This window comes from Pseudomonas alkylphenolica, from assembly GCF_000746525.1.
Classification (GTDB): domain Bacteria; phylum Pseudomonadota; class Gammaproteobacteria; order Pseudomonadales; family Pseudomonadaceae; genus Aquipseudomonas; species Aquipseudomonas alkylphenolica.
Genome location: NZ_CP009048.1, coordinates 5,200,775 through 5,225,134 on the forward strand (window position 1 = coordinate 5,200,775; position 24,360 = coordinate 5,225,134).

A 24,360-nucleotide genomic window follows, 5' to 3' on the forward strand; every position below is an offset into this window, starting at 1 on the left:
ATCAAGCCTTACCGGATCGGTCAATCGAGAACCCGGCCCACGCCTGGCTCACCGGCATCAGCTCCAGGCTGTTGATATTGATATGCGCCGGCTGGTTCATGATCCAGAAAATGGTCTCGGCAATGTCCTGCGGCTGGATGGCCTCAGCGCCTGCGTAGGTCGCGTCATAGCGTGCCTGATCACCACCAAAGCGCACCAGGGAAAACTCGCTTTCACACAAGCCTGGCTCAATGTTGCTGACACGCACACCGGTGCCTTGCAGGTCGCAGCGCAGGCTCAAGGAAAACTGGCCGACAAAGGCCTTGGTACCGCCATACACATGGCTGCCCGGATACGGATAGTTACCCGCCACCGACCCCACGTTGAGAATGGTTGCGCCGCGACCATGGGCAATCAGCCGTGGCAACAACAGGCGGGTGCTGTACATCAGGCCCTTGATGTTGGTGTCGACCATGGTTTCCCAGTCGTCCAGGTCGCACTTGGGGGCCGGGTCGGCGCCCAGGGCCAGGCCGGCGTTGTTGATCAGCCCGCGCAACTTGGCGAACGACGGCGGCAAGTTGGCAATCGCCGCTTCCATGGCCTTGCGGTCACGCACATCGACTACCAGGCCGTGCACTTCAGTCTGCTTCGACAACTCTGCGCATAGCGCGTCCAGGCGCTCCTGACGGCGACCGGTCAGCACCAGCGACCAGCCAGCTTCGGCAAATCGACGGGCACAGGCTTCGCCGAAGCCAGAGGTCGCGCCAGTGATGAAAACGGTGGAAGTCATCGGGTACTCCTTGCAAGGTCGAGATCACGGATCAGCAGAATGCCCGCCGATAACCCTGCCAGCAAGCATACATGCACTGTACAAAAAACGATCAAACGCGCCAACCCCTTGATCCATATGGCCTGGAGCAAGCTTTGCTCACCTTATCCACAGGCTCTTGCACAAAGAATGGGGGCAACTCCACGCCGCGCAATCCGCCTGTTTCAGCGGGATCGACAAGTATTTTCCTTGACCACAGACGTGCAGATTGACCTCGGGGCTACCCAAAGCGCGTGGGCGATAATTTCCGTGATGGCTCAAGGCCTTCGGCGACGGCGCTTACAGCGTTCTTTCCAATGCTTGCCCACAGACTTATCCACAGCCTTCTCCCTGGGTTTTCAGGCAAGTTGCACTGACTACAAAAGACTTGACAACGGCCGCTGAAAATCTTTCCTGAACACTTGATCAAAAAACAACCATACGACTGAGAGCCTTGTAATCAAAGGCTTTCAGCAAGGTGCCACCAAGTTACCCACAGCCGCTTCCACACCAATGGTGGACAACTCGAATGCACGTAAAAACATCCGCTTGCAGCGACTTTGTGTCGCGCCCCAAAGGAAGTGCTCGTAAGGTTTTCCACAAAGCTGTGGACAAAAAAAAGCCCTGCAGTGCAGGGCCTTTTTGCCAGCTCGGATCAGTGCCCGCCCAGATAAGCGTTACGCACCTCCTCGTTGACCAACAGCTCCTGTCCGCTACCGGTCATGCGGATCTGGCCGTTGACCATCACATAGGCGCGGTCCGAGAGCTTGAGCGCATGGTTGGCGTTCTGCTCCACCAGGAAGATGGTCATGCCGGTCTGTGCCAGTTCGCGCAGGGTGGCGAAGATCTGCTTGACCACAATCGGCGCCAGCCCCAGGGACGGCTCGTCGAGCAGCAACAGCTTGGGCCTGCTCATCAACGCCCGGGCGATGGCGAGCATTTGCTGCTCACCACCGGACATGGTCATGGCACGCTGATTACGCCGTTCCTTGAGCCGTGGAAACAGCTCGAACATGCGCTGCATGTCTTCGTTGGCGAATTTGTCCCCGATGGGGATGGTGCCCATCATCAGGTTCTCTTCCACCGACATGTCCGGGAACACCCGGCGCCCTTCCGGCGACTGGGCGATACCGTTGGAGGCAATGTAGTGAGAGGACTTGCGGGTAATGTCAGTACCGCGATAGACAATCTGCCCGCTCGCCGCCCGCGGCTGCCCGAAGATCGACATCAGCAGGGTCGATTTGCCGGCACCGTTGGAGCCGATCAGGCTCACCGTTTCGCCTTCGTTGATGTGCAGCGAGACTTTCTTCAGGGCCTGGATCGGCCCGTAGAACACATCGATCTCTTTCATTTCGAGGATCGCTGAACTCATACCAGTTCCTCTTCATCGGCGCCCAGATAAGCCGCAATCACCGTCGGGTTATGACGGATGTCTTGCGGTGCGCCTTCGGCGATCACGTTGCCGTGGTCCAGGACCACGATATGGTCGGAGATGCTCATGACCATGCCCATGTCGTGCTCGATCAGCACCACGGTAATGTCGTGCTCGTCCCGCAGCACGCGGATCATCTTGCTCAGCGCTTCGGTTTCCTGCGGGTTGAGGCCTGCCGCCGGTTCATCCAGGCAGATGATCTGTGGCCGGGTACACATTGCCCGGGCAATCTCCAGGCGGCGTTGCTGGCCGTAGGACAACTCACCAGCCAGACGGTTGGCACAGTCAACCAGGTCGACCACTTCCAGCCAGTAGAAGGCATGGTCCAGGGCATCGCTTTCCGCCTTGCGGTACGCCTTGGTATTGAGCACACCCGACAGCAGATTGCGGTTGACCCACATGTGCTGGGCCACCAGCAGGTTCTCCACCACCGACATTTCCCGGAACAGGCGAATGTTCTGGAAGGTCCGCGCCAGACCTGCGCGGTTGACCAGGTGGGTACCGCCGAACATTTTGTAGTGCAGGCGGTTGATGAAGCGCTTGGGCGAAACGAAGTCGCCCAGCCGGAAACGCTCGCCAAGCAGCTGGATCACGTTGGTGCGGGTACCGCGCATGTTCAGTTCGATCTTGCCGCCACTGGCCTTGTAGAAGCCGGTCAGGCAGTTGAACACCGTGGTCTTGCCCGCGCCGTTAGGGCCGATCAAGGCGAAGATCGAGTTGCGCCGGACCTTGAGGCTGACATCGCTGAGCGCCTTGATCCCGCCAAACTGCATCATCAGGTTGTCGACCGAGAGAATCACGTCATCGCTCATGGCGCTACTCCTTTACGCGGAACTACACCGGTACGGCTGATGCGAATCAGCCCGCGCGGTCGCCAGATCATCATCAACACCATGAGTACGCCGAACAGCAGCACCCGGTACTCGGAGAAGCTGCGCAGCAGCTCCGGGGCCACGGTCAGGACGAACGCGGCGATCACCACACCGACCGTCGAGCCCATGCCACCGAGGACCACGATGGCGAGGATCAGCGCCGACTCGAAGAAGGTGAACGAGGACGGGTTGACGAAGCCCTGGTAGCTGGCAAAGAACACCCCGGCCAGGCCCGCCGTCGAAGCACCGATGGTGAACGCCGAGAGTTTGACCAGTACGTGGTTCAGGCCCATGGAACGACAGGCGATTTCGTCTTCGCGCAGCGCTTCCCAGGCGCGGCCGACCGGCATGCGGGTCAGCCGGTGCTTGATGTACAGCACCGCCAGCACCACCAGGAACAGCACGATGTAGATGAACAGGAATTTCAGGTTGGGGTTGTAGTCGATGCCGAAGAACTCGTGAAACGGCACCCCGCCGTCCTTGGCCCGACGCCCGAATTCCAGGCCCATGAAGGTCGGCGATGGCACCGGCATGCCGTTCGGACCGCCGGTGAACGACAGCCAGTTGTTGAGTATCAGGCGGATGATTTCACCGAAGCCCAGGGTCACGATGGCCAGGTAGTCACCGTGCATTCGCAAGACCGGGAAGCCCAATATGCACCCGGCCAACGCTGCGGCTAGGGCGGCCAGCGGCAACACGGTCCAGAAGCCCAGGCCCAGGTACTGGTAGCCCAGCGCCAGACCGTAGGCACCGATGGCGTAGAAAGCCACGTAGCCGAGGTCGAGCAGGCCGGCCAGACCTACCACGATGTTCAGGCCAAGCCCGAGCAGCACGTAGATCAGGCCGAGGATGACCACCGTCAGCAGGTACTTGTTGGCAAAGAACGGGAAGACGATGGCGATCACGATCAGGCCAGGAATGATCCAGCGCAGCCGCGATTTGTAGTCCGGCGCCAGCACGTGCACGCCGGAGCCGCTGCCCTCGAAACCTTGCAGGATCGTCTGGCCCTTGGGGGTCTGCAGGAACAGGCTGAGAACGAAACGTCCGACCATGACCCCGGCCACCAGCCAGGCCACGCGCGTCGGTTCCATGTTGAAGCTGTAGCCATCGAGTACCACACCAACGATGGGCCCGAAGACAATCAGGGAAATCAGCCCGGCGAGAATCGCATCAATCAGGCTGCGTTTGAGATCGAATGAAGCGGATTTGGCAGCAGACATACTTACACCTTCGCCACGAGTGGGCGACCCAGCAGGCCTTGGGGACGGAAGATCAGAATCAGCACCAGCAGGGAGAAACTGAACACGTCTTTGTAGTCGGAGTTGATCAACCCGGAGAACAGCGACTCGGAGATGCCGAGGATGATCCCGCCGAGCATGGCGCCCGGCAGCGAGCCGATGCCACCCAGTACCGCTGCGGTGAAGGCCTTGATGCCGATGATGAAGCCGGCATAGAAGTCGAAGGTGCCGTAGTTCATGGTGATCAGCACGCCCGCCAGCGCGGCCATTACCGCACCGATGACGAACACGTAGGAGATCACCCGGTCAGTGTTGATACCGAGGATCGAGGCCATCTTGCGATCCTGTTGGGTCGCTCGGCACATGCGCCCCAGCTTGGTGAACTTGATGATGTAGGTCAGCGCGGCCATGCCGACGAACGCGGCGACCAGGATAAAGATCTTGGTGTAGGTCAGCTGGACGAAGCCGGTGCCCACTTCCAGGCGCCAGGCGCCTTCGAGCAGGGTAGGAATGCCTTGCTGGCGTGCACCCTGGCTGATCTGTGCGTAGTTCTGCAGGATCAGCGAGATACCGATGGCACTGATCAGCGGCGCCAGGCGGGTGGAGTTACGCAGGGGTTTGTAGGCGATGCGTTCAATGGTCCAGCCATAAACGCCGGTTACCACGACAGTGAAGATCAGCGTCCCGAGCATCAGCAGCGGGAAGGATTCGATACCGAAGTACGCCAGCAATGCCAGACTGATCGCCGCCAGGTAAGCGGAGATCATATACACCTCGCCGTGCGCGAAGTTGATCATGCCGATAATGCCATAGACCATTGTGTAGCCGATGGCGATCAGGCCATAGACAGACCCGAGGGTCAGCCCGTTGACCAGTTGCTGCAGAAAAATACCATCCATAACGCAATCTCACGTATTTGAGATTGCACAAGCGCCGACTACGGTGAGCCCCGGATGAAGCGGCCCTCGCAGCGCAGGGTTGTGCAGATCTACGAGAAAAGACAGGTACGGCGCAAAACCGGGTAGCGACCCGGGCACAGGCCCGGGTCGGATACCGTTGTTATTTTTGTTTTTCCAGTTGGTGGTACTTGCCGTCCTTGTCCCACTGGTAGACCACGTAGTCAGAGACTTTCAGGTCGCCCTTGTCGTCCCAGGTCTTCTCACCCATCACGGTTTTCACCGGATTGGCCTTGAGCCACTTGGCAGCGTCCTCGCCCTTGTTCGACTTGGCGCCGTTGAAGCCTGCGGCCAGGGCCTGCAGCGATGCATAGGCGTACAGGGTGTAGCCCTCAGGTTCATAGCCGGTCTTGCGGAAGGCATCCACTACCGCCTTGCTGTCAGGCAGCAGGCGTGGGTCGGCGCCGAAAGTCATGTACACGCCATCGACGTACTGTGCGCCACCGGCGGTGGTGACCAGCTCGTCAGTGACGATGCCGTCATCGGACATGAATTTGACGTCCTTCAGACCCGCCTCACGCAGTTGACGGACCAATGGACCTGCTTCTGGATGCAGCCCACCGAAGTAGACGACGTCGGCACCCGCTCCGCGGATCTTGGTGACCACGGCGCTGAAGTCCTTCTCGCCACGGGTCAGACCTTCATACAGCACCGGGGTTACGCCACGTTTGGCCAGCTGGGCTTTGGTTGCATCCGCCAGGCCCTGACCGTAGGTGTCCTTGTCGTGCAGCACCACGACTTTCTTGCCCTTGAGCACGTCGACGATGTAGTCGCCGGCGACGATGCCTTGCTGGTCGTCACGCCCGCACATACGGAACATGGCGCTCAGGCCGCGCTCGGTAACCTTTGGGTTGGTCGAGCCCGGGGTGATGGAGATCACCCCGGCTTCGTCATACACCTCGGAAGCGGGGATGGTATTGGACGAGCAGAAGTGCCCGACCACACCGGCGACCTTGTCCTGGTCGACCAGACGGTTGGCAACGGCTACGGCCTGTTTCGGCTCACAGGCATCGTCACCTGCTACCAGAACGATCTTCTCGCCGTTGACACCGCCCGCGGCGTTGATGGCATCTGCCGCCGCCTGTGCACCTTTCATGTACTGCTCGCCAAACGCTGCGCTGGGACCGGTCATCGGCCCTGCTACGCCGATCTTGATGTCGGCCTGAACATACGAAGAAACACCCAGCGCCGTAGCTACGGCAAGGGCCAGAAAGCCTTTCTTGTAAAACGTCTGCGACATGAGGTGGTGCTCCTTGGAGTTTTTTTGGTTGGCACTACAACTTTCAGCAATTGCTCTGAGCAAGGGCCGTGCCATTGGATTTTTATTCTGGAAAAACGCGTGAAGAAGTTCCCGGGGTCTGGGCCGCGTCCTTTTTTTACTGGCTGTGCAACCGTCTGCGGCAAGCCAAGCGCCACCGCACCAGGAGAAAAAGAGCAACCACCAAGTGCCATCATTGCAACCCCGGCAAGTGTTTACGTGCAACCAGCCTGTAACAGGATGCGTAACCGAACTGCACATCCTTGGTGCGCGACTGCTACAGCGGGCACCACTACAGGCTAGCCGCTGACCCGGGAAAGCGCTGCTACCTGTAGGCTGCTACCGATGTACCCGAGGCGTGCCTGCCCACCTGCGGAAAAAGGCTGGCACAATGGCGAGGTCTGTGCGTCGTTGCTGGCAGTTGATGGCGCGCGCCCCTTACGGAGCCCCTTATGAGCGAGAGCGCCTTCGCCGATCGCATCGTGCAGAACCTGCTCGACACGGATTTCTACAAGCTGAGCATGATGCAGGCCGTGCTGCACAACTATCCCAACGTCGACGTCGAATGGGAGTTTCGCTGCCGCAATGGCGAAGATCTGCGCCCCTATCTGGCGCAGATACGCGAACAGATCGACAAGCTGTGCGAACTGAGTCTGGCCAATGGCCAATTGGGTTTTCTTGAACAGATCAGCTTCATAAAGCCGGACTTCCTGCGTTTTCTCGGCCTGTTTCGCTTCAATTTGCGCTACCTGCAATTGGGCATCGAAAACGATGAGCTGTACCTGCGTCTGCGTGGCCCGTGGCTGCACGTGATCCTCTTCGAGGTGCCGCTGCTGGCGATCATCAGCGAAGTGCGCAACCGCCAGCGCTATCCCCAGGTCAAACTCAGCGAAGCGCGCGACCAGCTCTACCGCAAGTTCGACTGGCTCAAGGCCCACGCCAGCAGCGATGAGCTGGCTGAATTGCAGGTGGCCGACTTCGGCACCCGCCGGCGCTTCTCCTACAAGGTCCAGGAAGAAGTCGTAAGGGTACTCAAGGAGGATTTCCCCGCGCGCTTCGTCGGCACCAGCAACGTGCACCTGGCACGAAAGCTGGATATCAAGCCCTTGGGGACCATGGCCCACGAGTGGATCATGGCCCACCAGCAGCTGGGACCACGTTTGATCGACAGCCAGATCGCCGCCCTCGACTGCTGGGTCCGCGAGTACCGCGGCCTGCTCGGCATCGCCTTGACCGACTGCATCACCATGGATGCCTTCCTCGGCGATTTCGACCTGTTCTTCGCCAAGCTGTTCGACGGCCTGCGCCATGACTCGGGCGACCCGGTGCGCTGGGCGGAAAAGGCCATCGCCCACTACCGCAAGCTCGGCATCGACCCGATGACCAAGACCCTGGTGTTCTCCGATGGCCTGAACCTGACCAAGTCGCTGGAGATCTTCCGTGCCCTGCGCGGGCGGATCAACGTCAGCTTCGGCATTGGCACCAACCTGACCTGTGACATTCCCGGGGTGGCGCCGATGAACATCGTGCTTAAAATGACCGACTGCAACGGCCAGCCTGTCGCCAAGATTTCCGACGAGGCAGCCAAGACCCAATGCCGCGACGAAAACTTCGTCGCCTACCTGCGCCACGTCTTCAAAGTGCCCAAGGAGTAATTCATGCAAGCTGTCCAGCGAGAGATTGCGCAAGCGCTCAAGGTCCAGCCGCCGTTTGCCGACCGCGCCGCGCTCGATGCCGAAGTGACCCGGCGCGTGGCATTCATCAAGCAGTGCCTGAACAATGCCCGCCTGAAAACCCTGGTGCTGGGTATCAGTGGCGGTGTCGATTCGCTGACCGCTGCCCTGCTGGCGCAACGGGCGATCAATGAGTTGCGTAGCGAGACCGGTGATGAGCAGTACCGCTTCATCGCCGTGCGCCTGCCCTACCACGTCCAACAGGATGAGCATGACGCTCAGGCTTGTCTGGAAGTGATCAAGCCGGATGAACTGCACACGGTAAACATTGCCCCGGCCGTACAGGCGCTGACCAAAGAGGTGCAAGCGCTCGAGAACGGTCAGCCAGCGATGGTCGATTTCGTCGTCGGCAATACCAAGGCACGCATGCGCATGGTCGCCCAATACACCATCGCCGGCGCCCGCCAGGGCCTGGTGATCGGCACCGACCACGCCGCCGAAGCGGTGATGGGCTTCTTTACCAAGTTCGGGGATGGTTCCTGCGACCTGGCGCCCCTGAGCGGACTGGTGAAGAACCAGGTACGGGCAATCGCGCGCAGCTTTGGCGCCCCGGAATCACTGGTGGAGAAAGTACCGACCGCGGACCTGGAAGACCTGGCCCCAGGCAAGCCGGACGAGGCGTCGCATGGCGTGACCTATGCGCAGATCGATGCCTTCCTGCATGGCGAGCCGGTGAGCCAGGAAGCGTTCGACATCATCAGTGGCACCTACCGCAAGACCCAGCACAAGCGCGAGATGCCGTTCGCGCCCTGAAATGCATCGCGGGGCAAGCCCGCTCCCACACATTGTCTGTGGGAGCGGGCTTGCCCCGCGATTTACAGGCTACGCATTACTTCAGAGTAACAGTGCCTTTCATCATCGAGATGTGGCCTGGGAACGAGCAGAAGAAACCGTACTTCTCGTTGGCATCCAGCTTGGATACATCGAAGGTCACCGAAGCGGTTTCCTTGGCGCCGATCACCTTGGTGTGAGCAATCACACGCGCATCGCCTTCCTTCAGGTAGTCCTTATCGATACCAGCGCTCAGACCGTCGGTCGCGATCGGCTGCATGTCAGCTTCTTTGCTGATCACCAGGTTGTGGCCCATGACGTTCTTCGGCAAGGAACCGGAGTGAGTCAGTTCAACGGTGAAAGTCTTGCAGCTCTTGTCGATTTCGATGGCCTTGGTGTTGAAGGACATCTGGTCGGTGGAGTCGACGGTAACCTTGCACTCGGCGGCAAATACCTGAGTGCTGGCGAGGGTCAGCAAGGATACGGCTACAACTTTGGCAAACATCGTGAATCTCCTTGGCAGGGTTTTGATCAGTTTGCAGACTGCCTGAATCCCTTCAGCCTTTCCCTGATATGCATCAAGGGGCTGGCCAAGGGCCAGGCAGTAGAATTGTTCTATCGATTGTATACAGCCAATCAAAGTGCACATCATGCTCCATTAATGGACGATGAGACAACCTCTCATTCAGGAGCAAAAAACATGTTCTTTGGTAGCTTGATGAACAGCCTGCTGGCCGCCTACGCCTGTGGTGCCAGCGGCGCGACCTGCGAGTTTGCCCGACCGGAATAACGGGCAGCCAGCAGTTAATGCCACATTACCGACTTGGAAGCTACCGGCCAGCCGCTTACTCTGTGTCCGCTTGTAACCGGAGAGAAGCAATGCCAGTACGTTCCGTTTGTGTGTTCTGTGGCGCCAGCACCGGCGTCAACCCAGCTTACCGCGAAGCCGCCATCGCCCTCGGCCAGGCCATCGCCCAGCGCGGCCTGACCCTGGTCTATGGCGGTGGTGCCGTCGGCCTGATGGGTATCGTTGCCGATGCGGCCATGGCCGCCGGTGGTGAAGTGATCGGTATCATCCCCCAGGCCCTGAAAGATGCCGAAGTCGGCCACAGCGGCCTGACCCGCCTGGAAGTCGTCGATGGCATGCACGCGCGCAAAGCACGCATGGCCGAGTTGAGCGATGCCTTCGTTGCCCTGCCCGGCGGCCTGGGTACTCTGGAGGAACTGTTCGAAGTCTGGACCTGGGGCCAGCTGGGATATCACGCCAAGCCGCTGGGGCTGCTCGACGTCAACGGTTTCTACAGCAAGCTGGGCAGCTTCCTCGACCACGTGGTGGAAGAAGGCTTCGTACGCCCACAGCATCGCGCCATGCTGCGATTGGCCGATAGCCCTGCCGAACTGCTGGATGCCATGGACAGTTACCAGGCACCGGTACTGCCCAAATGGGTCGACAAAAAACCTGACTGAGTGGGAGAAATTGCCTGTGGGAGCGGGCTTGCCCCGCGAATTGGCCTGTCCAGGCTACATACTTTGTAATGCCTGGACCGACTTCTTCGCGGGGCAAGCCCGCTCCTACCCGGTCAGATCAGCGCGGCAGAACCGGCTGGCGCGCGGGCTTCTTCTTGCCCTTGCCACCCTTGGCGGCTTCCTTGCGCTCCTTGGCTGCCTGCTGGTTGCGGGCAAAGGCCGCGGCCTTGGCCTGTTCGCGTTTGTCCCACGGATTGGAACCATCGCTGCCACGTGGCGGCAAGCCAGTATGCTGGGTGAGGATCTTCTGCTCTTTGGCCACCTTGTGGCTGCCCGCCGGCGTCGAGTTCTTGCGCCGGGCACTCTGGTAGCTGTCGGTGGCAGGCTGGTGCAGCGGAATCAGCTGGTGCTTGCCCGGGCCGATCAGGTCGGCACGGCCCATGCGCTCCAGGGCTTCACGCAGCATCGGCCAGCCCTTCGGATCGTGATAGCGCAGGAAGGCCTTGTGCAGACGACGCTGCTGCTCGCTCTTGACGATGGTCACCGGGTCGCTCTTGTACGTGACCTTGCGCAGCGGGTTCTTGCCCGAGTGGTACATGGCCGTGGCCGAGGCCATCGGCGACGGGTAGAACGCCTGCACCTGATCGGCACGGAAGCCATTGCCCTTGAGCCACAGGGCCAGGTTCATCATGTCTTCGTCGGTGGTGCCCGGGTGCGCGGCAATGAAGTACGGGATCAGGTACTGCTCTTTACCCGCTTCCTTGGAGTACTTCTCGAACATGCGCTTGAAGCGGTCATAGCTACCGATGCCCGGCTTCATCATCTGATTCAGCGGGCCTTCCTCGGTGTGCTCCGGGGCAATCTTCAGGTAGCCACCAACGTGGTGGGTCACCAGCTCTTTGACGTACTCCGGCGATTCCACCGCCAGGTCATAGCGCAGGCCCGAAGCGATGAGGATCTTCTTCACCCCCGGCAAGGCACGCGCACTGCGGTACAACTTGATCAGCGCGGAGTGATCGGTGTTCAGGTTCGGACAAATGCCCGGGAACACGCACGATGGCTTGCGGCACGCCGATTCGATCTCGGGGCTCTTGCAGGCGATACGGTACATGTTCGCGGTCGGGCCACCGAGGTCGGAAATGACACCGGTAAAGCCAGGCACTTTGTCGCGGATCTCTTCGATTTCGCGAATGATCGACTCGTGCGAGCGGTTCTGGATGATCCGCCCTTCGTGCTCGGTGATCGAGCAGAAGGTGCAGCCACCGAAGCAGCCACGCATGATGTTCACCGAGAAACGGATCATGTCGTAGGCCGGGATTTTCTCCTTGCCATACGCCGGGTGCGGGATGCGCGCATAGGGCATGCCGAACACGTAGTCCATTTCTTCAGTGGTCATCGGAATCGGTGGTGGGTTGAACCAGACGTCCACTTCGCCGTGCTTTTGCACCAGGGCACGGGCGTTGCCCGGGTTGGTTTCCAGGTGCAGCACGCGGTTGGCGTGGGCATAGAGCACCGCGTCGCCGCGCACCTTCTCGAACGATGGCAGGCGAATCACCGTCTTGTCACGGGTCATGCGCGGGCTGGCCAGGATCTGCACGACCTTGGCTTCGTTCGGGTCTTCGACCGGGCCCTTCTCCTGCTCGATGGCGCAGGCCTGGGTGTCCTGGGTGTTGACGTACGGGTTGATGATCTTGTCGATCTTGCCCGGACGGTCGATACGCGTGGAGTCGACTTCGTACCAGCCTTGCGGCGTGTCGCGACGAATGAATGCAGTACCGCGAATGTCGGTAATGTCTTCGATCTTCTCACCGAACGCCAGGCGCTGAGCCACTTCGACGATGGCCCGCTCGGCGTTGCCGTACAGCAGGATATCGGCGCAGGCATCGATCAGGATCGAATGGCGAACCTTGTCCTGCCAGTAATCGTAGTGGGCGATGCGGCGCAGGGAAGCCTCGATGCCGCCGAGAACGATCGGCACATGCTTGTAGGCCTCTTTGCAGCGCTGGCTGTAGACCAGACTGGCGCGGTCCGGACGCTTACCGGCCAGACCGCCCGGGGTGTAGGCGTCGTCGGAGCGGATCTTCTTGTCAGCAGTGTAACGGTTGATCATCGAGTCCATGTTGCCGGCCGCGACGCCGAAGAACAGGTTCGGCTCGCCGAGCTTCATGAAGTCGTCTTTGGACTGCCAGTTCGGCTGGGCAATGATGCCGACGCGAAAGCCCTGGGCTTCCAGCAGACGGCCGATGATCGCCATGCCGAACGACGGATGGTCGACGTAGGCGTCGCCGGTCACGATGATGATGTCGCAGGAATCCCAGCCGAGCTGATCCATCTCCTCCCTGCTCATCGGCAGGAAAGGCGCTGGTCCGAAGCATTCGGCCCAGTACTTGGGATAGTCGAAAAGTGGTTTGGCTGCTTGCATGTCAGTGACCGGTAGCTAATCGATGAAAAATCGCGGGCGCGGAATATAGCACAAAAATTGACCAATTCCGACGTTAAAGGTCGGAATAGGTCATTTAGCCTTATTCGTCGTCGTCGAAGTTGTAACTACCCGGCGCCAGGTTTTCGAAGCGCGTGTACTTACCGATGAAGGCCAGGCGGATAAAGCCGATCGGGCCGTTCCGCTGTTTGCCGATAATGATTTCGGCGATGCCTTTGTGCTCGGTTTCCGGGTGATAGACCTCGTCGCGGTAAACGAACATGATCACGTCGGCGTCCTGCTCGATCGCACCCGATTCACGCAAGTCGGAGTTCACCGGGCGCTTGTTCGGCCGCTGCTCGAGGGAACGGTTGAGCTGCGACAGGGCCACCACCGGGCAGTTGAACTCTTTGGCCAGGGCCTTGAGCGAGCGGGAGATCTCGGAAATCTCGTTGGTGCGGTTGTCACCGCTGGAGCCCGGGATCTGCATCAGCTGCAGGTAGTCGATCATGATCAGGCCGACTTCGCCGTGCTCACGTACCAGGCGACGGGTACGCGCGCGCATTTCCGACGGGCTGATGCCGGCGGTATCGTCGATGAACAGCTTGCGGTCGTTGAGCAGGTTGACCGCCGAGGTCAGGCGCGGCCAGTCGTCGTCTTCGAGCTGACCGGAGCGCACCTTGGTCTGGTCGATACGGCCCAGGGACGAGAGCATACGCATGATCAACGATTCACCTGGCATCTCCAGGGAGTACACCAGTACCGCCTTGTCGCTGCGCAACACGGCGTTCTCCACCAGGTTCATGGCGAAGGTAGTCTTACCCATGGATGGACGGCCGGCGACGATGATCAGGTCGGCCGGCTGCAGGCCACTGGTCTTCTCGTCGAGGTCGGTGTAGCCGGTGGACAGGCCGGTGATCGCGCTGTCGGTATTGAACAGCGTGTCGATACGGTCGATGGCCTTGGTCAGCAGGTCGTTGACGCCCACCGGGCCGCCGGTTTTCGGCCGTGCTTCGGCGATCTGGAAGATCTGCCGTTCGGCTTCATCGAGAATCTCGGCGGCGTTACGTCCCTGGGGGTTGAAGGCACTGTCGGCGATCTCGTTGCTGATGCTGATCAGCTGCCGCAGGGTCGCCCGCTCGCGGATGATCGCCGCATAGGCCTTGATGTTGGCCACCGACGGGGTGTTCTTGGCCAGTTCGCCCAAGTAACCCAGACCGCCGATTTGCGAGCTCAGACCTTCCTTGTCCAGCTGCTCGTGCAGGGTCACCACGTCGAACGGGGCGTTCTGGTCGGCGAGCTTGTGGATGGCACGGAAGATCAGACGGTGGTCATGCCGGTAGAAATCGCCGTCGGAGACTTGATCGAGCACTCGCTCCCAGGCGTTGTTGTCCAGCATCAGGCCACCGAGCACGGCCTGTTCGGCCTCGATGGAATGCGGCGGCACCTTCAGGGCAGAGGTTTGCAGATCATATTGCTCGGGGGCGGTTATCTCGTTCATGGCCACGCAGGAATCAGGGTGATGAAAAAGACAAAGGGCACGACCTGCAAAGCAGGATCGTGCCCGATGTTAACCGGCTGGCACTCAGGGTGCCAGCCGATTGGTCCAGCTTAGGCTGCGACAACAACCACGCGAACGGTGGCTTCAACGTCGCTGTGCAGGTGCACGGCAACGTCGTATTCGCCGACGTTACGGATGGTGCCGTTCGGCAGACGAACTTCAGCTTTGGCCACTTCAACGCCAGAGGCGGTCAGGGCGTCAGCGATGTCGTGGGTGCCGATCGAACCGAACAGCTTGCCTTCGTCACCGGCGGTGGCAGTGATGGTCACTTCCAGCTCAGCCAGTTGGGCAGCGCGAGTTTCAGCCGAAGCTTTTTTCTCTGCAGCGATTTTTTCCAGCTCAGCACGACGCTCTTCGAACGCAGCCAGGTTGGCAGCGGTAGCAGCGGTGGCTTTGCCGAATGGCAGCAGGAAGTTACGACCGTAACCGGCCTTAACATTTACCTTGTCGCCCAGGTTGCCCAGGTTGGCGACTTTTTCCAGCAGGATCAGTTCCATTTGGTAATAACCTCTTAACTTTTAACCTTCACCGTTCGCGGAATCGTTATCGGCACCTTTCGGGGGTACCTTGCGACCGCGAAAATCAATCAGGCTGTCGACAATGGCCAAAACCACGAGCAACGGATAAGTCAGCTGCATGAACAGCAGCAGTGTCACGTACATCCCGACCAACCAGAACTTGCCCAGTCGGCCCTGTGCCACCAGCCCATGCATCAGGGCGAGCCCTGCAAACATCAGCGGTACGCTGCACAGGGGCGTCAACATCGCCAGTTCAGGACCGAAATTCGGTCCCACCAGCATGAGCACCACCAGTACCAACGTCGGCACCAGGGGAAGCCTGACCGCTTGAAACTCGCGACCAAAACCTCCCGGGTTATACAACACTGCCTGCCAGTAACGACCCAACATCAGGGCCAGCACACTGACGGCTTGCAACAATGCCGCTATGAGGCCGTTGAGCACCGGTGCGATCAGGCTGCCCAGGCGGGCCCGCTCCTCTACCGACAACTGCTGGTAGAGACCGTCGAGCATCTGCGGCAGGGCTTTTTCAAGCGCTCCAGCCAGAGCTTCGATCGGTTCGCGGAACACCGAACCCAGGACCACGCCATACACCAGGCCCATGGCGATGCTGAACAACAGCACCCGGTTCCAGGATTGACCGGCGCGCAACAGCGCAGCCAGCCCCAGCGTCCCCAGCAACACCATCAAGGTGCGCGGCTCGCCGAAGAACCACCAGGCCAACGCCGGCAATAATGCCCAGGCGAGGACTCCGGAGGCGTCCTTGAAACCGCGCCGCAGGAACACCAGGCTCCCGGCGGCGGCACTCAACCAGAACAACAGCGGCAACGCCGCACAACCCACCACCACCAGGGTGGCTTGCACGCGACCGCGCATGATGAAATCAGCTAAGGCGCGCATGCATTTTATCCTTTGCTACTTGTCGACGACCCGGTCTCAGCGGCCGTGGCTGTCGGTGTAGGGCAGCAGGGCCAGGAAGCGGGCGCGCTTGATAGCGGTAGCCAGCTGACGCTGATAACGAGCTTTGGTACCGGTGATACGGCTTGGAACGATCTTGCCGGTTTCGGATACGTAAGCTTTCAGGGTGTTGAGATCTTTGTAATCGATCTCTTTCACGTCTTCAGCAGTGAAGCGGCAGAATTTACGACGACGGAAGAAACGTGCCATGTAATAGGCTCCTCAAAAGGTCCGTGGATTACTCGTCAGCGTTATCGCTGTTGTCGCTGTCATTGCTGTCGTCGCCATCGGCGCTGTCAGCATGCTCAGGACGGTCGCGACGCTCACGGCGCTCACTGCGGTTTTCTTCAGCCTTGAGCATCTCGGACTGGCCGGTGACGGCTTCGTCGCGACGGATGACCAGGTTACGGATCACGGCATCGTTGTAGCGGAAGTTGTCTTCCAGTTCGGCCAGGGCCTTGCCGGTGCACTCAACGTTCAGCATCACGTAGTGAGCCTTGTGAACATTGTTGATTGCGTAGGCCAGTTGACGACGGCCCCAGTCTTCCAGACGGTGGATCTTGCCGCCGTCTTCTTCGATCAGCTTGGTGTAACGCTCAACCATGCCGCCGACTTGCTCGCTCTGGTCAGGGTGGACCAGAAAGATGATTTCGTAATGACGCATGAATGCTCCTTACGGGTTGTAGTCTGCCACCAGAGTGGTCAGACAAGGAGTGAATGACACTGTATGTCTTGCCTTGGGTGAAGGCGTGTGAACGCCTGCCAACATGGCAAGGGGCGCAATTGTAGAGAAGCGCCGGGGGACAAGCAAGGTCATTGGTGAATTATTGAGCAGCTATGAAAGCATCGCGGGGCAAGCCCGCTCCCACAGGGTTTGCGTTCACCCTGTGGGAGCGGGCTTGCCCCGCGAAAGCATCAACCTTTGGCTTTGGCGTTACGCTGACGAACGGCTTCGAACAGGCACACTCCAGTCGCTACCGACACGTTCAGGCTGCTGACGCTACCGGCCATCGGCAGCTTGACCAGAAAGTCACAGTGCTCACGGGTCAGTCGGCGCATGCCCTTGCCTTCGGCCCCCATGATCAGGATGGTCGGCCCGGTCAGGTCTTGCTGGTACAGCTCCTGCTCGGCTTCGCCAGCGGTGCCGACAACCCACAGGCCACGCTGCTGGAGTTTCTCCAGGGTGCGCGCCAGATTGGTCACCGCTACCAGCGGGATCACTTCAGCAGCGCCGCAGGCAACCTTGCGCACTGCCGGCGTCAGGGTGGCCGACTTGTCTTTCGGCACGACCACCGCCAGGGCACCGGCGGCATCGGCGGTACGCAGGCAGGCACCGAGGTTGTGCGGATCGGTCACACCGTCGAGCACCAGAATCAGCGGCGCGCCTTCGGTGCGATCAAGCAGCTCCTCAAGCATCGCCTCGCCCCACACCTGGCTTGGGCTGACCTCAGCCACAACGCCTTGGTGCACGCCTTCAACCCAGGCGTCCATTTCACGACGCTCGGCCTGGCCGACGGAAACCCGGTTCTGCCCGGCCAGGTCAACGATGACCTGCACGCGCGGGTCGCTACGCCCCTCCGACAACCAGATCTGCTTGACCCGCTTGGGGTGATGACGCAACAGGGCTTCTACGGCGTGAACGCCGTAGATTTTTTCCAACTGACTCATGACTTGGCCTTGGGTTTACGTGATCCAGAGCCGGCTTTTGGCGGCCCCTTGCGATGCTTGCTGGGTTTCTCCGACGACTTGCCGCCTTTGGAAGCCGGCTTGCCGCTGGCGTGCTTGGCATCGGACATCAGCGCCTTCTTCATTTCCCGGCTTTTACGTACTTCGGCGTTCTTCGCCGCGGCATGTGAAGGGAAGTAAGCTTCGGCGGTTTCGTTCTTTTTGCTCCGGCGCGCAGGCTCGGCCTTGGTCACTTCGGCCTTGTCGAGCACCGGTACAGCCTTGCCATCCTGCGGCCGCACGCCTTCAGACCGCTGTTTGCGGCCAATCGGCGCCTTCAGGGTGTTCTCGGCCATCTCGAAGTCGATCTTGCGCTGCTCGAGGTCGACGCGCATTACCCGCACTTCAACCGTGTCTCCGAGGCGGAAACTGCGACCGGTACGTTCACCGGCCAGGCGATGGTGCACAGGGTCGAAGTGGTAGTAATCGCCCGGCAAGGCGCTGACATGCACCATGCCTTCGACGTAGATGTCGGTCAGCTCGACGAACAGGCCAAAGCCGGTCACCGCGGTGATCACACCCGGGAAGCTCTCGCCGACGCGGTCTTTCATGTACTCGCACTTGAGCCAGTTGACCACATCGCGGGTGGCCTCGTCGGCCCGTCGCTCGCTCATCGAGCACTGCTCGCCGAGCTGCTCCAGAGTCGCCTCGTCGTACGGGTAGATGCGTGCCTTGGGAATGCTCATGGCACCGGCGCGCTTGACGTGCGGGGTTTCCTGGCGCGAACGGATCACGCTGCGGATCGCCCGGTGGGTCAGCAGGTCCGGGTAACGGCGAATCGGCGAGGTGAAGTGGGTGTACGCCTCGTAGTTCAAGCCGAAGTGTCCGTTGTTGTCGGCGCTGTACACCGCCTGGCTCAGGGACCGCAGCATCACGGTCTGGATCAGGTGGAAGTCCGGACGACCGGCGATACCTGCCAGCAGCGCCTGGTAATCCTTCGGCGACGGACCGTCTTTGCCTTTGTGCAACGACAGCCCCAGCTCACCGAGGAAGGCGCGCAGTTTTTCCAGGCGCTCCGGCGGCGGACCGTCGTGAACACGGTACAGGGCCGGAATTTCGTGTTTCTTGAGGAACTCGGCGGTGGCCACGTTGGCCGCCAGCATGCACTCCTCGATCAGCTTGTGGGCGTCGTTGCGCACGGTCGGCCGGATTTCGGCGATTTTGCGTTCGGAGCCGAAGATGATCCGGGTTTCCTGGGTTTCGAAGTCGATCGCGCCACGGGTATGACGGGCCGCCAACAACACCTTGTACAGGGCATAGAGCTGCTTGAGGTCCGGCACCACTTCGCTGTACTGCTCGCGCAGGGCTTTGCCTTCACGGGTACGCGCATGCTCGAGCATGCTGCTGACCTTGTTGTAGGTCAGGCGCGCGTGGGAGTGGATCACCGCTTCGTAGAACTGGTAATCAACCATCTGCCCGGACTTGTTGATGGTCATTTCGCAGACCATCGCCAGCCGGTCGACGTGCGGGTTCAGCGAGCACAGGCCGTTGGAGAGCTCTTCAGGCAGCATCGGAATGACGCGCTCGGGGAAGTACACCGAGTTGCCACGCACCTGGGCTTCGGCATCCAGGGCCGAGCCCAGGCGTACGTAGCTGGAAACGTCGGCGATCGCCACGTACAGGCGCCAGCCACCGGAGAACAGGCGCAGTTTGCCCAGGCTCTCGCAGTACACCGCATCGTCGAAGTCGCGGGCGTCTTCGCCGTCGATGGTGACGAACGGCAGATGGCGCAGGTCGACGCGATGTTCTTTGTCCTTCTCTTCGACTTCCGGCTTGAGCTTGCGTGCTTCCTTGATCACGGCTTCTGGCCAGACGTGGGGAATGTCGTAGCTGCGCAAGGCAACATCGATTTCCATACCCGGCGCCATGTAGTTGCCGATCACTTCAGTGACATCGCCCTGGGGCTGGAAGCGCGGGGTTGGCCAGTGGGTGATCTTCACTTCGACGAACTGACCGATCTTCGCCCCGCCGTTACGACCCGGGGTGATCAGCACTTCCTGCTGAACCTTGGGGTTGTCCGGGGTGACGAAGCCGATACCGCCTTCTTCGAAATAGCGGCCAACGATGGTTTCGTGGGCACGCGAGATCACTTCGACCACTACGCCTTCGCGGCGACCACGACGGTCCAGACCGGAGACGCGGGCCAGGGCACGGTCGCCATCGAACACCAGGCGCATTTGTGCCGGGCTGAGGAACAGGTCGTCGCTGCCGTCATCCGGGATCAGGAAACCGAAGCCGTCGCGGTGGCCGGCAATGCGACCAAGGATCAGGTCGAGCTTGTCTACCGGGGCATAAGTGCCGCGCCGGGTATAGATCAGCTGACCGTCGCGTTCCATCGCACGCAGGCGGCGGCGCAGGGCTTCGATCTGGTCTTCGGTGGTAAGACCGAACTCTTCGACCAGTTGCTCACGGGCAGCCGGCGAGCCGCGCTCGTCCAGACGCTGCAGGATCAGCTCACGGCTAGGAATAGGGTTTTCGTATTTTTCCGCTTCACGAGCGGCCTCGGGATCGAGGGTCTGCCAATCGGCCATTAGGAGGGGTTCACCTTGTCTATATAAGGGTTAGTTTGGCATAGGCGTATTGAAACCGGAAATTTCAGGCTTGGACAGCCCTCTCAGAGCCCCCTGGATGCTGCCAAAACCATCATAAGGAACAATGACTTGAAAATTTTAAGATTTTTTCTGCACGGGGCTTTACAGCTCTCAGAGGCATCCGTATAGTGCGCACCACAACGACGGACAGCGTCGTTGTAGTTGAGATGCAACCTGATGTGAAGCATCATGTGACCTCAGCGAAATGCCCAGATGGTGAAATTGGTAGACACGCCAGCTTCAGGTGCTGGTGACCTTACGGTCGTGGAAGTTCGAGTCTTCTTCTGGGCACCAATTCAGATCAAACCCGCGAAAGCGGGTTTTTTCGTTTCTGCCCTCCCCATTTTCTTCCCTGTGGGAGCGGGCTTGCCCCGCGATGGGCCGTGCCTGACAGACTGCAATCGCGGGGCAAGCCCGCTCCCACCGAAAGCCGATAGCCTGCTCATGAAATTCCTCTCATTCAGGCATCTGAGAAGCGATATCGTTTATCATTGTTTCCAGATATGTAGCCGCAAGCGAGGAAGTACCCGCATGACGTTCCGCAATGCCCCCCTATTGCGCGGCCTGGCCGTTTCTCTTTTGACCCTGCTGCTTGGCGCTCCAACCGCCATGGCCGCCGACCCTGTTTCCCTGACCCTGTACAACGGCCAGCACAAGGAAATCGGTGATGCCATCGCCAAGGCCTACGAGACCAAGACCGGCATCCACATCAACATCCGCAAAGGCAGCAGCAACCAGCTGGCCAGCCAGATCATCGAAGAAGGCGAGCGCTCGCCAGCCGATGTCATCTACACCGAAGAGTCGCCACCGCTGAACAACCTGGGCGAGCTCGGCCTGCTGGCCAAGATCGACGAGTCAACGCTGCAGGTACTGCCCAAGGAATTCGTCGCAACCAACGGCACCTGGATGGGCGTAACCGCACGCACCCGGGTGGTCGCGTTCAACCCGAAAGTCATCGACGAGAAAGAGTTGCCACCTTCGGTGATGGACTTCGCCAGTCCCGAGTGGGAAGGCAAGATCGGTTTCGTGCCGACCAGCGGTGCATTCCAGGAACAGGCTGTGGCCATTCTCAAGCTGCACGGCCGCGACGCCGCCGAAGAATGGCTGACGGGCCTGAAGGCCTTCGGCAAGACCTACACCAACAACATGGTTGCCCTCAAAGCCGTGGAAAACGGTGAAGTGGCGGCGGTGCTGGTCAACAACTACTACTGGTACGCCCTGAAAAAGGAGCGCGGCCAGCTGGATTCGAAACTCTACTACCTGGCTGACGGCGACGTCGGTGGCCTGATGACCATTTCCGGCGCCGCCGCCGTGAAGGCCAGCAAACACCCGAAAGAAGCCCAGGCACTGCTGGCCTGGATGGCCAGCGAAGAAGGTCAGCGCGTAATCACCCAGACCACCGCCGAGTATCCGCTGCACAAAGGCATGGTCTCGGACCAGGGCCTGAAGCCGTTCGAAGACCTGCGCCCACCGAAAATCACCCCGGCCGATCTGGGTAACGCTGAAGAAGCCCTGGAGCTTGAACGCGAAGTTGGCCTGCTCTGATGAGTACAGCCGTACCCGCACCAGCACTGGGCAGCCGCTACGTCCCCAAGCGCAAGCGCCCTTCGATCTGGGTTGTGCTACCGGTGCTGTTGCTGGTCGGCCTGAGCCTGCTGCCCCTGCTCTATGTCGCCCTGAAAGCCTGGGAAGCCGGCTGGCGGGAAGCCTTGCACCTGCTCTGGCGCCCGTTTGTCTGGGGCCTGATGCGCAATACCCTGATGCTGATGGCCGGCGTCACCCTGGCCTGCATGGCCTTGGGCGTGTCACTGGCCTGGCTACTGGAGCGCAGCGATCTGCCAGGACGGCGCTTATGGGGCGTGATTCTGTGCCTGCCTTTCGCTGTGCCGGCCTTTGTCAGCGGATTTACCTGGGTGTCCCTGAGCCCGCGCTTCGAAGGCCTGGGCGGCGCCATTCTGGTGATGAGTCTGTCCAAGTACCCGCTGGTGTTCCTGCCGGTGGCGGCAACCCTGCGCAACCTCGACACCTCCCTGGAGGAATCGGCGCGCACCCTGGGGCAAAATCGCTGGGGCGTGTTCTTCAGAATCACCCTGCCACTGCTCTGGCCATCGATTCTCGGCGGCAGCCTGCTGATCGCCCTGCACATGCTGGTGGAGTTCGGCGCCCTGTCGATCCTCGGCCTGCAGACATTCACCACGGCGATCTACCAGCAGTTCGAACTGGAGTTCAGCAACGCCAACGCGGCAATGCTGTCGGCGGTGCTGCTGTTCATGTGCCTGCTGATGCTCTGGTTTGAGCTGCGCGTACGCGGCAAGGCGCGGCATGTGCGCATTGGCCAGGGCGTGGCGCGACGCGGCGCACCGATCCGCCTGCGCGCCTGGATGCCAGCGGGGCAACTGTATTGTCTGATCCTGGCACTGCTGGGCAGCGGCATTCCGTTGGGCATGCTGGGTTACTGGTTGAGCGTCGGCTCGTCTGCGGCCTTTCCGGTTGCCGACATCAGCCGTGCGCTGTTCTCGTCGCTGTCGCTGTCGCTGGGTGGCGCCGGCCTGAGCTTGCTGCTGGCGCTGCCGGTCAGTTTCCTCGTGGTGCGCTACAAAGGCCGTCTGGCGATCTGGGCCGAGCGTTTGCCCTACCTGCTGCACGCCCTGCCCGGCCTGGTGATCGCCTTGACTCTGGTGTACTTCGCCCTGCACTACGTGCCGGCGCTGTACCAGACCACCGGCTTGTTGCTGCTGGCCTATGCCCTGTTGTTTCTGCCACTGGCCCAGGCGCCGGTACGCACGGCACTGAACAAGGCGGCGCCGCAGCTTGAAGAAGCGGCGCGCACCCTTGGTGCGACGCAGTTCACGGCGTTCTGCAGAGTCACCCTGCCGATTATCTTCCCGGCCCTGGCGGCAGCATTTGCCCTGGTGTTTCTCGATGCCATGAAGGAGCTGACCGCAACCCTGCTGCTCAGCCCGACCGGCATGACCACCCTGGCCACTGAAGTCTGGGCGCACACCGCCAACGTCGAGTTCGCGGCGGCGGCACCTTATGCGGCGCTACTGATTCTGGTGTCGGGGCTGCCGGTGTATTTGTTGACTACGCGGATGTACCTGAACCGCGCTTGAGGTTGTGAAAAAGCATCGCGGGGCAAGCCCGCTCCCACAGGGGCTATGTACAACCCCGCGATTGCTTTCAGGCCCGAAACTGCCCAAGGCTGGCCTTGAGCTGCGCCGCCAGGTCATCCAGCACCTTGCTACTGGCAGTGGTCTGCATCACCACCTCAGCAGCACGCTCGGCCTGAGCATGAATGGTCTGCACCCGCCCACGCACAGCCTGAGCACCTTGCGCCTGCTGCTCGGCCGCGCGGGTAGCCAGGCCAATCGCCGCATGCACCTGCTCAACCGAGGCCTGCACCGACTGCTGCAGGCGCGCATTGTCACGCAGCACCAACAGACCTTCGCTGGCCTGACGCCCGGCCTGACTGATCGCCGCGACCGCTTCCTTCGCCCCTTGCTGCAGCGCGCCGATATGCGCCTGGATATCGCCGGTTGAGCTCTGGGTCTTGCTCGCCAAGGCCCGCACTTCGTCAGCGACCACGGCAAAGCCGCGCCCAGTCTCACCGGCCCGCGCCGCTTCAATCGCAGCATTGAGCGCCAGCAGGTTGGTCTGCTCGGCGATACCGTGAATCACCGTCAACACCACCTCGATCTGCTCGCTTTGCTGAGCCAGGCGCTCGATGACTTTCGAGCCGGTCTCGACCTGCCCGGCCAGCTCTTCGATGAGCTTGGCCACCTGGGTCGAGGTCCGGCTGTTTTCGTCGGTGGCCTGACGGATATCCACTACTTGCTGCAACGCCGACTGCATGGCGTGGCTCTCGGCCTGGGCCTCATCGGCCATGCTCGACAAGTCGCGCAGGCTGGCCGCCACTTCGTCACGCTGCAGTTCAGCCGCAGCATCGGCACCGGCATTGCGCTGCGCCATGACGCCGATCTCGACGCCCGTGCGCTGCGCCACTTCACCCGCCTCACGGACAATGGGCTGCAACTTGTCGACAAACTGGTTAACCGCGGCCGCCATATCGCCAATC

The 24,360-nt window shown here is 60.7% G+C and carries 21 protein-coding genes and 1 tRNA gene; 6 read left to right on the forward strand and 16 right to left on the reverse strand.

Features of this window, described 5'->3' with window-relative positions; translation table 11 throughout:
* Window position 1: 1 nt before the first annotated feature.
* The 6 genes from PSAKL28_RS23880 to PSAKL28_RS23905 all read right to left on the reverse strand — a co-directional run bounded on the left by PSAKL28_RS23880 (window position 2) and on the right by PSAKL28_RS23905 (window position 6,525).
* Entirely contained in the window at window positions 2-769 is a 768-nt protein-coding gene (locus PSAKL28_RS23880; RefSeq protein ID WP_038615160.1) for an SDR family oxidoreductase, read from the reverse strand.
* Between the two features lie 673 nt (window positions 770-1,442).
* Window positions 1,443-2,159, reverse strand: a complete 717-nt coding sequence (locus PSAKL28_RS23885; protein WP_038615162.1) for an ABC transporter ATP-binding protein — start codon at window positions 2,157-2,159, stop codon at window positions 1,443-1,445.
* Window positions 2,156-3,031 carry an ABC transporter ATP-binding protein gene (locus PSAKL28_RS23890; protein WP_038615164.1) on the reverse strand — a complete coding sequence of 292 codons (876 nt, stop codon included), beginning with the start codon at window positions 3,029-3,031 and terminating at the stop codon, window positions 2,156-2,158. Before PSAKL28_RS23890 ends, PSAKL28_RS23885 begins: the two co-directional genes overlap by 4 nt.
* On the reverse strand, window positions 3,028-4,311 hold the full coding sequence (livM, locus tag PSAKL28_RS23895; protein WP_038615167.1) for a high-affinity branched-chain amino acid ABC transporter permease LivM: 1,284 nt from the start codon (window positions 4,309-4,311) through the stop codon (window positions 3,028-3,030). Before livM ends, PSAKL28_RS23890 begins: the two co-directional genes overlap by 4 nt.
* A 2-nt stretch (window positions 4,312-4,313) precedes the next feature.
* The gene (locus tag PSAKL28_RS23900) at window positions 4,314-5,228 is read right to left on the reverse strand and encodes an ABC transporter permease subunit (RefSeq protein ID WP_038615169.1); all 915 of its coding nucleotides are present in this window, start codon (window positions 5,226-5,228) and stop codon (window positions 4,314-4,316) included.
* Window positions 5,229-5,388: 160 nt separating this feature from the next.
* Complete coding sequence (locus tag PSAKL28_RS23905; RefSeq protein WP_038615171.1) at window positions 5,389-6,525, reverse strand: ABC transporter substrate-binding protein; 1,137 nt, start codon at window positions 6,523-6,525, stop codon at window positions 5,389-5,391.
* A 470-nt stretch (window positions 6,526-6,995) separates the two neighbouring features.
* On the opposite strand from PSAKL28_RS23905, the gene pncB reads away from it, so the two are divergent.
* Both pncB and nadE read left to right on the forward strand, forming a co-directional pair.
* The gene (gene pncB / locus PSAKL28_RS23910; RefSeq protein WP_038615173.1) at window positions 6,996-8,198 is read left to right on the forward strand and encodes a nicotinate phosphoribosyltransferase; all 1,203 of its coding nucleotides are present in this window, start codon (window positions 6,996-6,998) and stop codon (window positions 8,196-8,198) included.
* A 3-nt stretch (window positions 8,199-8,201) separates the two neighbouring features.
* Window positions 8,202-9,029 (forward strand): NAD(+) synthase, encoded by an 828-nt coding sequence (gene nadE, locus PSAKL28_RS23915; RefSeq protein WP_038615175.1) that lies wholly within the window; start codon window positions 8,202-8,204, stop codon window positions 9,027-9,029.
* A 76-nt stretch (window positions 9,030-9,105) separates the two neighbouring features.
* Here nadE and azu read toward each other — a convergent pair whose 3' ends face one another.
* Window positions 9,106-9,552, reverse strand: a complete 447-nt coding sequence (gene azu, locus PSAKL28_RS23920; RefSeq protein WP_038615177.1) for an azurin — start codon at window positions 9,550-9,552, stop codon at window positions 9,106-9,108.
* Window positions 9,553-9,926: 374 nt separating this feature from the next.
* Here azu and PSAKL28_RS23925 point away from each other — a divergent pair, with 374 nt between their 5' ends.
* Complete coding sequence (locus PSAKL28_RS23925; RefSeq protein WP_038615179.1) at window positions 9,927-10,514, forward strand: cytokinin riboside 5'-monophosphate phosphoribohydrolase; 588 nt, start codon at window positions 9,927-9,929, stop codon at window positions 10,512-10,514.
* A 118-nt stretch (window positions 10,515-10,632) separates the two neighbouring features.
* Here the strand turns inward: PSAKL28_RS23925 and PSAKL28_RS23930 are convergent, their stop codons facing one another.
* The 8 genes from PSAKL28_RS23930 to rnr form a co-directional block, all read right to left on the reverse strand.
* On the reverse strand, window positions 10,633-12,936 hold the full coding sequence (locus PSAKL28_RS23930) for a YgiQ family radical SAM protein (RefSeq protein ID WP_038615181.1): 2,304 nt from the start codon (window positions 12,934-12,936) through the stop codon (window positions 10,633-10,635).
* Window positions 12,937-13,036: 100 nt separating this feature from the next.
* Window positions 13,037-14,434 (reverse strand): replicative DNA helicase, encoded by a 1,398-nt coding sequence (dnaB, locus tag PSAKL28_RS23935; protein WP_038615183.1) that lies wholly within the window; start codon window positions 14,432-14,434, stop codon window positions 13,037-13,039.
* A 110-nt stretch (window positions 14,435-14,544) separates the two neighbouring features.
* On the reverse strand, window positions 14,545-14,991 hold the full coding sequence (gene rplI, locus PSAKL28_RS23940) for a 50S ribosomal protein L9 (RefSeq protein WP_010221607.1): 447 nt from the start codon (window positions 14,989-14,991) through the stop codon (window positions 14,545-14,547).
* 21 nt (window positions 14,992-15,012) lie between these two features.
* The gene (locus tag PSAKL28_RS23945; protein WP_038615185.1) at window positions 15,013-15,912 is read right to left on the reverse strand and encodes a hypothetical protein; all 900 of its coding nucleotides are present in this window, start codon (window positions 15,910-15,912) and stop codon (window positions 15,013-15,015) included.
* Window positions 15,913-15,948: 36 nt separating this feature from the next.
* On the reverse strand, window positions 15,949-16,179 hold the full coding sequence (gene rpsR / locus PSAKL28_RS23950; protein ID WP_009403887.1) for a 30S ribosomal protein S18: 231 nt from the start codon (window positions 16,177-16,179) through the stop codon (window positions 15,949-15,951).
* Between the two features lie 28 nt (window positions 16,180-16,207).
* Window positions 16,208-16,633: a 30S ribosomal protein S6 gene (gene rpsF, locus PSAKL28_RS23955; RefSeq protein ID WP_010221605.1), complete on the reverse strand. Its 426-nt coding sequence runs from the start codon at window positions 16,631-16,633 to the stop codon at window positions 16,208-16,210.
* Between the two features lie 251 nt (window positions 16,634-16,884).
* The gene (gene rlmB / locus PSAKL28_RS23960) at window positions 16,885-17,637 is read right to left on the reverse strand and encodes a 23S rRNA (guanosine(2251)-2'-O)-methyltransferase RlmB (protein ID WP_038615188.1); all 753 of its coding nucleotides are present in this window, start codon (window positions 17,635-17,637) and stop codon (window positions 16,885-16,887) included.
* Window positions 17,634-20,225 (reverse strand): ribonuclease R, encoded by a 2,592-nt coding sequence (rnr, locus tag PSAKL28_RS23965; RefSeq protein ID WP_038615190.1) that lies wholly within the window; start codon window positions 20,223-20,225, stop codon window positions 17,634-17,636. Before rnr ends, rlmB begins: the two co-directional genes overlap by 4 nt.
* A 267-nt stretch (window positions 20,226-20,492) precedes the next feature.
* Here rnr and PSAKL28_RS23970 point away from each other — a divergent pair.
* The 3 genes from PSAKL28_RS23970 (at window position 20,493) to PSAKL28_RS23980 (ending at window position 23,398) form a co-directional block, all read left to right on the forward strand.
* A tRNA-Leu gene (locus tag PSAKL28_RS23970) sits at window positions 20,493-20,579 on the forward strand.
* A 237-nt stretch (window positions 20,580-20,816) separates the two neighbouring features.
* Window positions 20,817-21,830 carry an extracellular solute-binding protein gene (locus PSAKL28_RS23975; RefSeq protein WP_038615193.1) on the forward strand — a complete coding sequence of 338 codons (1,014 nt, stop codon included), beginning with the start codon at window positions 20,817-20,819 and terminating at the stop codon, window positions 21,828-21,830.
* Window positions 21,830-23,398 carry an ABC transporter permease gene (locus tag PSAKL28_RS23980; protein WP_038615195.1) on the forward strand — a complete coding sequence of 523 codons (1,569 nt, stop codon included), beginning with the start codon at window positions 21,830-21,832 and terminating at the stop codon, window positions 23,396-23,398. The genes PSAKL28_RS23975 and PSAKL28_RS23980 overlap by 1 nt, the downstream gene beginning before the upstream one ends.
* A 67-nt stretch (window positions 23,399-23,465) precedes the next feature.
* Here PSAKL28_RS23980 and PSAKL28_RS28750 read toward each other — a convergent pair whose 3' ends face one another.
* Window positions 23,466-24,350, reverse strand: a complete 885-nt coding sequence (locus PSAKL28_RS28750; RefSeq protein ID WP_408635436.1) for a methyl-accepting chemotaxis protein — start codon at window positions 24,348-24,350, stop codon at window positions 23,466-23,468.
* Window positions 24,351-24,360: the final 10 nt, after the last annotated feature.

Bases quoted from the DNA above. Each gene is read 5' to 3' on its own strand.
- PSAKL28_RS23880 (WP_038615160.1), bottom strand. From the start codon at position 769: ATGACTTCCACCGTTTTCATCACTGGCGCGACCTCTGGCTTCGGCGAA.
- PSAKL28_RS23885 (WP_038615162.1), bottom strand. From the start codon at position 2,159: ATGAGTTCAGCGATCCTCGAAATGAAAGAGATCGATGTGTTCTACGGG.
- PSAKL28_RS23890 (WP_038615164.1), bottom strand. From the start codon at position 3,031: ATGAGCGATGACGTGATTCTCTCGGTCGACAACCTGATGATGCAGTTT.
- livM (WP_038615167.1), bottom strand. From the start codon at position 4,311: ATGTCTGCTGCCAAATCCGCTTCATTCGATCTCAAACGCAGCCTGATT.
- PSAKL28_RS23900 (WP_038615169.1), bottom strand. From the start codon at position 5,228: ATGGATGGTATTTTTCTGCAGCAACTGGTCAACGGGCTGACCCTCGGG.
- PSAKL28_RS23905 (WP_038615171.1), bottom strand. From the start codon at position 6,525: ATGTCGCAGACGTTTTACAAGAAAGGCTTTCTGGCCCTTGCCGTAGCT.
- pncB (WP_038615173.1), top strand. From the start codon at position 6,996: ATGAGCGAGAGCGCCTTCGCCGATCGCATCGTGCAGAACCTGCTCGAC.
- nadE (WP_038615175.1), top strand. From the start codon at position 8,202: ATGCAAGCTGTCCAGCGAGAGATTGCGCAAGCGCTCAAGGTCCAGCCG.
- azu (WP_038615177.1), bottom strand. From the start codon at position 9,552: ATGTTTGCCAAAGTTGTAGCCGTATCCTTGCTGACCCTCGCCAGCACT.
- PSAKL28_RS23925 (WP_038615179.1), top strand. From the start codon at position 9,927: ATGCCAGTACGTTCCGTTTGTGTGTTCTGTGGCGCCAGCACCGGCGTC.
- PSAKL28_RS23930 (WP_038615181.1), bottom strand. From the start codon at position 12,936: ATGCAAGCAGCCAAACCACTTTTCGACTATCCCAAGTACTGGGCCGAA.
- dnaB (WP_038615183.1), bottom strand. From the start codon at position 14,434: ATGAACGAGATAACCGCCCCCGAGCAATATGATCTGCAAACCTCTGCC.
- rplI (WP_010221607.1), bottom strand. From the start codon at position 14,991: ATGGAACTGATCCTGCTGGAAAAAGTCGCCAACCTGGGCAACCTGGGC.
- PSAKL28_RS23945 (WP_038615185.1), bottom strand. From the start codon at position 15,912: ATGCGCGCCTTAGCTGATTTCATCATGCGCGGTCGCGTGCAAGCCACC.
- rpsR (WP_009403887.1), bottom strand. From the start codon at position 16,179: ATGGCACGTTTCTTCCGTCGTCGTAAATTCTGCCGCTTCACTGCTGAA.
- rpsF (WP_010221605.1), bottom strand. From the start codon at position 16,633: ATGCGTCATTACGAAATCATCTTTCTGGTCCACCCTGACCAGAGCGAG.
- rlmB (WP_038615188.1), bottom strand. From the start codon at position 17,637: ATGAGTCAGTTGGAAAAAATCTACGGCGTTCACGCCGTAGAAGCCCTG.
- rnr (WP_038615190.1), bottom strand. From the start codon at position 20,225: ATGGCCGATTGGCAGACCCTCGATCCCGAGGCCGCTCGTGAAGCGGAA.
- PSAKL28_RS23975 (WP_038615193.1), top strand. From the start codon at position 20,817: ATGACGTTCCGCAATGCCCCCCTATTGCGCGGCCTGGCCGTTTCTCTT.
- PSAKL28_RS23980 (WP_038615195.1), top strand. From the start codon at position 21,830: ATGAGTACAGCCGTACCCGCACCAGCACTGGGCAGCCGCTACGTCCCC.
- PSAKL28_RS28750 (WP_408635436.1), bottom strand. From the start codon at position 24,350: ATGGCGGCCGCGGTTAACCAGTTTGTCGACAAGTTGCAGCCCATTGTC.